The organism is Streptomyces sp. NPDC002793, assembly GCF_040295485.1.
GTDB lineage: Bacteria > Actinomycetota > Actinomycetes > Streptomycetales > Streptomycetaceae > Streptomyces.
This window is the reverse complement of the sequence record NZ_JBEOVL010000102.1, coordinates 1-6341: the sequence shown is the minus strand read 5'-3', so window position 1 is coordinate 6341 and position 6341 is coordinate 1. Positions and strand designations below refer to the sequence as shown.

Here is a 6341-nt window from a genome sequence, read left to right as displayed (position 1 = left end):
CCCTCCACCTCCGGAGCCGAAACCAGACCCACCCCCTCCAACGACCCACGCTCCACCACCCCCACACGCCAAGCCCCCCCACCAGGAGGAGTGAGCCTGCCCTGCGCTGCAGGGGTGAGCCGAGGAGCGTGCAACCTGCCGTCACGCACGGCGAGTTCGGGTTCGTCCGCGCTCGGTGCTCCCAGCAGAGCGGTCCACGGGTCGGCGTCCACGTCGACGAGCAGCAGTCGTCCAGGGTTCTCCGACTGCGCGCTCCGCAGGAGACCCCGCACGGCGGCGCCCCCCACGTCGGGAAGGTCGTCCCCGGGGTCGGCGGCGACGGCCCCTCGGGTGAGCACCACGAGGGTGGCCTCGTTGTCCTCACGGGCCAGGAACTCCTGGACGGTGGTCAGCATCGCGGTCACCCGCGCCTCCGCATCGTCGCCCGTGTCGGCGGCGGGTGCCGAGGTGACCACCAGCAGGTCGGCGGAGGCCGAGGCGATGTCGGCCGAGCGCACGCAGTCGACGCCGAGCGCCGAGAGCGCCTCGGCCGCACCGAACACGTCGTTGCCCACAACCTCCCAGGTGGAAGGGGTGGGTTCCGGGTCGGCGAGCACCGTCCAGTCGACCCGGTGCACCGGTCGCGGTGCCGTGGCATCCGTCGCGGCGTCTCCGGCGAGCGCCCGCAACACGACTCGCCCGACGGAGACGACGGTCCGCCCGTCGGGATCGGTGGCCCGCAGTTCCACCCCGTCCGCGCCGCGTGGCGAGAGCCGTACACGGAGCGTGGTGGCGCCTGACGCGGCAAGGGTGACCTGCGACCAGGAGAAAGGCAGTCCGGGCGGCCCGGCGGGGACGTCGGACGTCACCTCCGCCCGGACGGCCAGCGCGTGCAGCGCGGCGTCGAGGAGCGCGGGGTGCAGGCCGAAGCGTCCGGCGTCGGCTTGTCCCGACTCGGGGAGCACGACCTCGGCCCAGAGGTCCTCGCCGGCCCGCCAGACGCCGCGCAGGCCCTGGAACACGGGCCCGTACTCCAGCCCGGCTGCGGCCAGCCCGGGGTAGAGCTCGCCGACCGGCACGCTCTCCGCGCCGACGGGCGGCCAGGAGACCTCCGGCCCGCTCATGGGGGCGGCGGCCCGCGACAGCGTGCCGGAGGCATGTCTCACCCACGGCTGCCCGGACCAGCCGCTGCCGCCACCCGCCCGTGCGTGGACGGTGAACGCGCAACCGCCGTCCGCGCCCGGAGGCCCGACCAGGACCTGGAGCTGCACGGTCTCCTCTGCCGTCAGCGACAGCGGTGTGTGCAGGACGAGTTCTTCGACGACGTCGCAGCCCGCCTGATCGCCTGCGCGCACCGCGAGGTCGACGAAGGCCGTGCCGGGTACCACTGTCCTGCCGTGCACCTGGTGTTCCGTGAGCCAGGGGTGTGTGCGGGCGGAGAGCTGCCCGGTGAACAGCAGGCCTCCGTCATCCGCGAGTTGCACACCGGCGGCCAGGACCGGGTGCCCGGTCTCGCCGAGTCCGGCGGAGACCATGTCACCGGGGCGCGGGGAGACCGCGGGCCAGTAGCGTTCGCGGGCGAACGCGTAGGTGGGGAGTTCGACGCGCCGGCCGCCGGCCGGTGCGAGCAGAGCGGCCCAGTCGACGGACACGCCGTGGACGTGCAGGGTCGCGAGAGCGTGCAGCAGGGTCTCGGACTCGTCACGCCCGGACCGGAGTACGGGAACGGCCACGGAGCCCTCGTCGATCCCCTGCATCGCTGCGGTCAGCGCGCCGTCCGGGCCGAGTTCGAGCAGTACCCGCGTCGCCGCAAGCGGCCGCACCGCGTCGGCGAAGCGCACGGGCTCGCGGACCTGGCGCACCCAGTACTCGGGGGTGTCGATGTCGCCGGACGCCGTCGGGACGATACGGATCGACGGGCTGGAGTACGTCAGTGACTCGGCCACCGCCGCGAACTCGGCCAGCATCGGCTCCATCAGGTGTGAGTGGAACGCGTGCGAGACGGACAGACGCTTGACCCGCCGCCCCTCCGCACGAAGACGCTCCTCCAGCACGTCGATCGCCTCGACCGGACCCGAAACAGTCGACGAGGTCGGCCCGTTGACGGCGGCAAGGTCCACGCCCTCCGGCAACTCCAACTCGTCCTCGGCCAGTTCGACCGCAAGCATGGCTCCGCCCTCGGGCAACGCGTCCATCAACCGGCCACGCGCGGAGACCAGCCGGCAGGCATCGTCCAGCGACAGCACACCGGCGACATGAGCAGCCGCCAGTTCACCGACCGAATGCCCCACCAGCACATCAGGAGCCACACCCCACGACTCCACCAACCGGAACAACGCCACCTCAAGAGCGAACAGACCAGCCTGCGCATAGACCGTCCGCCCCAGCGCCGCACCGTCCTCGAACACCACCTCACGCAGCGGACGTCCCAGATCCACCCGGGCGCACACCGCGTCGAACACCTCCGCGAACACCGGGAACGCGTCATGGAGTTCACGCCCCATGCCCACCCGCTGCGACCCCTGACCCGTGAACAGGAAGCCCAGAGCACGGTCCTCCTCCGCCCGGCCCACCACAGCCCCCCGGAGGTCCTCCAACGCGGCCGACGCGTCCTCGCTGTCGGCTGCCAGCACCACGGCCCGGTGCTCCCACGCTCCTCTGGTCGTCGCCGATGAGTGGGCCAGATCCGCGAGTTCATGCTGGTCCAGGACCGCCCGCAGCTTGTCCGCCTGCGCCGGCAGTCCGTCCGCCGTACGGGCGGAGAGCAACAACGGCAGTATGCACCCAGGACGCGGAGCCTTCCGCTCCGGAGGTTCCACCACAGGTGCCGCCTCCAGCACCACGTGTGCATTGGTGCCGCTCACACCGAAGGAGGAGACACCCGCCCGACGCGGCCGTCCCGCCTCGGGCCAGGGGCGTGCTTCGGTGAGCAGTTCGACGGCTCCCGCCGACCAGTCGACCTCGGGTGTCGGCGCGTCGACGTGCAGCGTCGCGGGCAGGGCTCCGTACCGCATCGCCTGCACCATCTTGATGACACCCGCGACACCGGAGGCGGCCTGGGTGTGCCCCAGGTTGGACTTCAACGAGCCGAGCCACAAGGGGGTTTCGCGATCCTGCCCATACGTGGCCAGCAGCGCCTGCGCCTCGATCGGGTCGCCCAGCCGCGTACCCGTGCCATGGGCCTCCACCGCGTCCACGTCGGAGGGGTCCAGACCCGCGTCGGCCAGCGCGCTGCGGATCACGCGCCGCTGGGCGGGCCCGCTCGGCGCGCTCAGACCGTTGGAGGCACCGTCCTGGTTGACGGCCGAGCCCCGGACGACGGCCAGCACCTGGTGGCCGTTGCGCCGGGCGTCCGACAGTCGTTCCACCAGGAGTACGCCGATGCCCTCTCCCCAACCGGTACCGTCCGCTCCGGCCGCGAAGGACTTGCAGCGTCCGTCGGCGGCCAGCCCCAGTTGGCGGCTGAACTCGACGAAGGCGGTCGGCGTCGACATCACCGTGACACCGCCCGCCAGCGCCATCGAGCACTCCCCCGCGCGCAGCGCCCGAACCGCCAGGTGCAGCGCGACCAGGGACGACGAGCACGCCGTGTCCACGGTGAGGGTCGGCCCCTCCAGGCCGAAGGTGTACGCGACGCGGCCTGACAGCACGGCCGCGGCGTTGCCCGCACCCTGGTGTCCCTCGCTGACGTCGGGGTCCCCGGCGAGCAGCACGGGATAGTCCTGCCCGTTGGTGCCGGCGAAGACGGCGGTGTCGCTGCCGCGCAGGGCGGCGGGGTCGATGCCTGCGTGTTCCATGGCTTCCCAGGCGACCTGGAGCATCAGCCGCTGCTGCGGGTCGGTGGCCAGCGCCTCACGCGGCGAGATGCCGAAGAACGGCGCGTCGAACGCGGCGACGTCGCGCAGGAATCCCCCCTCTCGGACGTAGGAGGAGCCCGCGCCGCCCTCGGCGTCGTAGAGCCGCGCGGTGTCCCAGCCCCGGTCGTCGGGGAAGTCGGTGATGCCGTCACGGCCCTCGGCGACCAGTTGCCACAGCTCGCCCGGGGAGGTGACGCCGCCCGGGTAGCGGCAGGCCATGCCGACGATGGCGATCGGCTCGTCGTCGGCGATGCCGGTGACGGCGGCGGCGTCGTCCCCGTCCGTGCCCAGTGCGAGGTCGTCCAGGTGGCCGGCCAGTGCGGCCGGGGTGGGGTGGTCGAAGACGATCGTCGCGGGGAGGGTGAAGCCGGTGGCAGCGGCGAGCCGGTCGCGCAACTCGACGGCTGTCAGCGAGTCGAAGCCCAGGTCCGTGAAGGCCCGGCGCGGGGCGATCGCCTCGGTGTCCCGGTGTCCGAGGACGGCGGCGACGCCGTCTCGCACCAGCTCCACGAGTTCCCGGCGCCGCTCCTTCGTCCCGAGCGCGGCGACGCGGACGGCGAACGCCGAACCCGCGGCATCCTCTTCAGCACGTTCCCCCGACGTGCCCTGGTGCGTGGCGAGGGGCAGCCCGTCGAAGAGCCGTTGCGGCCGTACGGCGGTGAAGGCGGGCAGGAAGCGGCCCCAGTCCACGTCGGCCACGGCCACGCAGACGTCCCCGCCGTCCACCGCCGCTCCCAGCGCGTCGAGCGCCTTCGCCGGATCCATGGGGCGCAGTCCCCGCCGCCGCAGATAGTCGGCGGTGTCCTCCGCGCCCGCCATGCCGCTGCCGTGCCACGGGCCCCACGCCACGGAGGTGGCCGGAAGACCACGGGCGGCGCGGCGTGCGGCCAGGGCGTCCAGGGCCGCGTTCGCGGCCGCGTACGCGCTCTGGCCTCCGCTGCCCCAGGTCCCGGCGACCGATGAGAAGAGCACGAAGGCGTCGAGGTCCGCGTCGCGCAGGGCGTCGTCGAGGTGGCGTGCGCCGTTGACCTTCGCGGCCAGCACCGCGGCTGTGCCGGTCTCGGTGGCGTCGTCGAGCGTGCCGAACCCGCCGCTTCCGGCGGCGTGCACCACGGCGTTCGGCGGATGCTCGGCCAGCAGCGCGTCGAGGGCGGTGCGGTCGCCGACGTCGCAGGCGGCGACGGTGACCTCGGTTCCCGCCGCGGTGAGTTCGGCGGCGAGCTCGGCCACACCGGGGGCGTCGGCACCGCGCCGCCCGGCCAGCACCAGGTGCGGGGCTCCGCGCCCGGCCAGCCACCGGGCGACGTGGGCGCCGAGCGCACCCGTGCCGCCGGTGATCAGGGTGGTGCCGCGCGGGCGCCAGGGTTCGGCGGGACGCACGGGTGCCGGGACCAGCCGTCGGCCGAGGACACCATCGGGGCGCACGGCCACCTGGTCCTCGTCCCGCTGCGCCAGCACGGCGGCCAGACGGCGCGCGGCGTCCGCGTCAAGGATCTCCGGAAGGTCGACCGCGCCGCCCCAGCGGTGCGGCCTCTCCAGCGCGGCCACCCGTCCCATCGCCCACAGCTGGGCCGCACCCGGGTCGGCAGGCCCGTCGGCACCGGCCCCGCACTCGGTGAGCACCCACACCGGGGGACCTTCTCCGCGTACGGCGTCCGGGAGGGCGGCCAGCCCGAGCGTCAGCTCCGGGTGTTCCGGGTGCGGTCGGGAGTCGTACGGGAGGATCATGCCGACGGCGTCCGGGTCGGGTACGCGGCCGACGACGACGGTCGCGCCGTGGGCGCGCAGCGCCTCGGCACACCAGGCGACCGTCCCGCGCCCCGGCGCGACGTCACCGGTGCCGTTCTCGGCGAGCACCTGCCAGAGTCCTTGCAGCCGGGGCCGCTCGGTCTCCGGCAGGGACTGCCAAGTGACGCCGTACCGCCAGTCCGCCGGGTCGATGCCTCGGGCGGTGGGTGCGACGGGCCAGTAGTGCTCGCGCTGGAAGGCGTAGGTGGGGAGGTCGACGACCCGTGCGCCCCAGTCGGCGGTGATCGCGGGCCAGTCGAGAGGGACTCCGGCGGCATGCGCTGCGGCGAGGGCGCGCCACCACGCGCCGACGGGTTCCCGGCCGGCGCGCTGCGTCGCGACGAACACCGCACCCGCACCCGCATCCGTTCCCTCCAGGCAGGCGCGGGCCGCAGCGGTGAGCACCCCGTCCGGGCCCAGCTCGACGAACCGGGTGACGCCCTTGTCCGCCAAGGCCCGCACGGCGTCGGCGAAGCGTACGGGCTCGCGGACCTGACGTACCCAGTAGCCGGGGGTGTCCATCGCACCCGAGGCCGTCGGGACGACCGGGATCGACGGCGCGTGGTACGTCAACGACTCGGCCACCGCCGCGAACTCGACGAGCATCGGCTCCATCAGAGACGAGTGGAACGCGTGCGACACGGACAGCCGCTTCACCCGCCGCCCCTCCGCACGAAGGCGTCCCTCGAAGGCCTCGATCGCCTCGACCGCGCCCGA

Annotated in this window: 1 protein-coding gene; it reads right to left on the bottom strand. The window is 73.8% G+C overall.

The features are described from left to right. A partial coding sequence (locus ABT001_RS35580) for an SDR family NAD(P)-dependent oxidoreductase (RefSeq protein ID WP_351285807.1) occupies positions 1-6341 on the bottom strand: 6341 nt, incomplete at both ends.